The sequence below is a fragment of the Massilia agri genome, from assembly GCF_024753255.1.
Taxonomy (GTDB): Bacteria; Pseudomonadota; Gammaproteobacteria; order Burkholderiales; family Burkholderiaceae_D; genus Telluria; species Telluria agri.
In genome coordinates this window covers 1-333 of record NZ_JANUHA010000062.1, presented here as the reverse complement: position 1 = coordinate 333, position 333 = coordinate 1, and the positions used below count along the sequence as shown (strand labels likewise).

General features: G+C 63.4%; 1 protein-coding gene. It reads left to right on the top strand.

Annotated features, from left to right (window positions below):
- Positions 1-333 (top strand): IS1595 family transposase (locus NX780_RS25140; RefSeq protein WP_258830622.1); only part of this gene is annotated, 333 nt, incomplete at both ends.

Below are 333 nucleotides of genomic sequence, written 5' to 3'. Positions count from 1 at the left end.
GGTGACCGCAGCCCAGCTGCGCCGGCACCTGCTGCCGGTGCTCGACCGGGACGTGCTGCTGGTCACGGATGCCCACCCTGCCTACAGAACATTTGCCCTGGAAGCCGGAATATCGCACGAGGCTGTCAACGTCAGTAACGGCGAAAGAGTGCGCGGCGCCGTACACGTGCAGAACGTGAACGCCTATCACCGCCGTTTCCGCCAGTGGCTGGCACGGTTCAATGGAGTCGCATCAAAATACCTGCCGAACTATCTTGGCTGGCAGTGCGCGCTCGACGGTCGGCGCATCAAGACGGCCGAACGGCTGTTATCTGCGGCGCTGGGCGTGTTCAG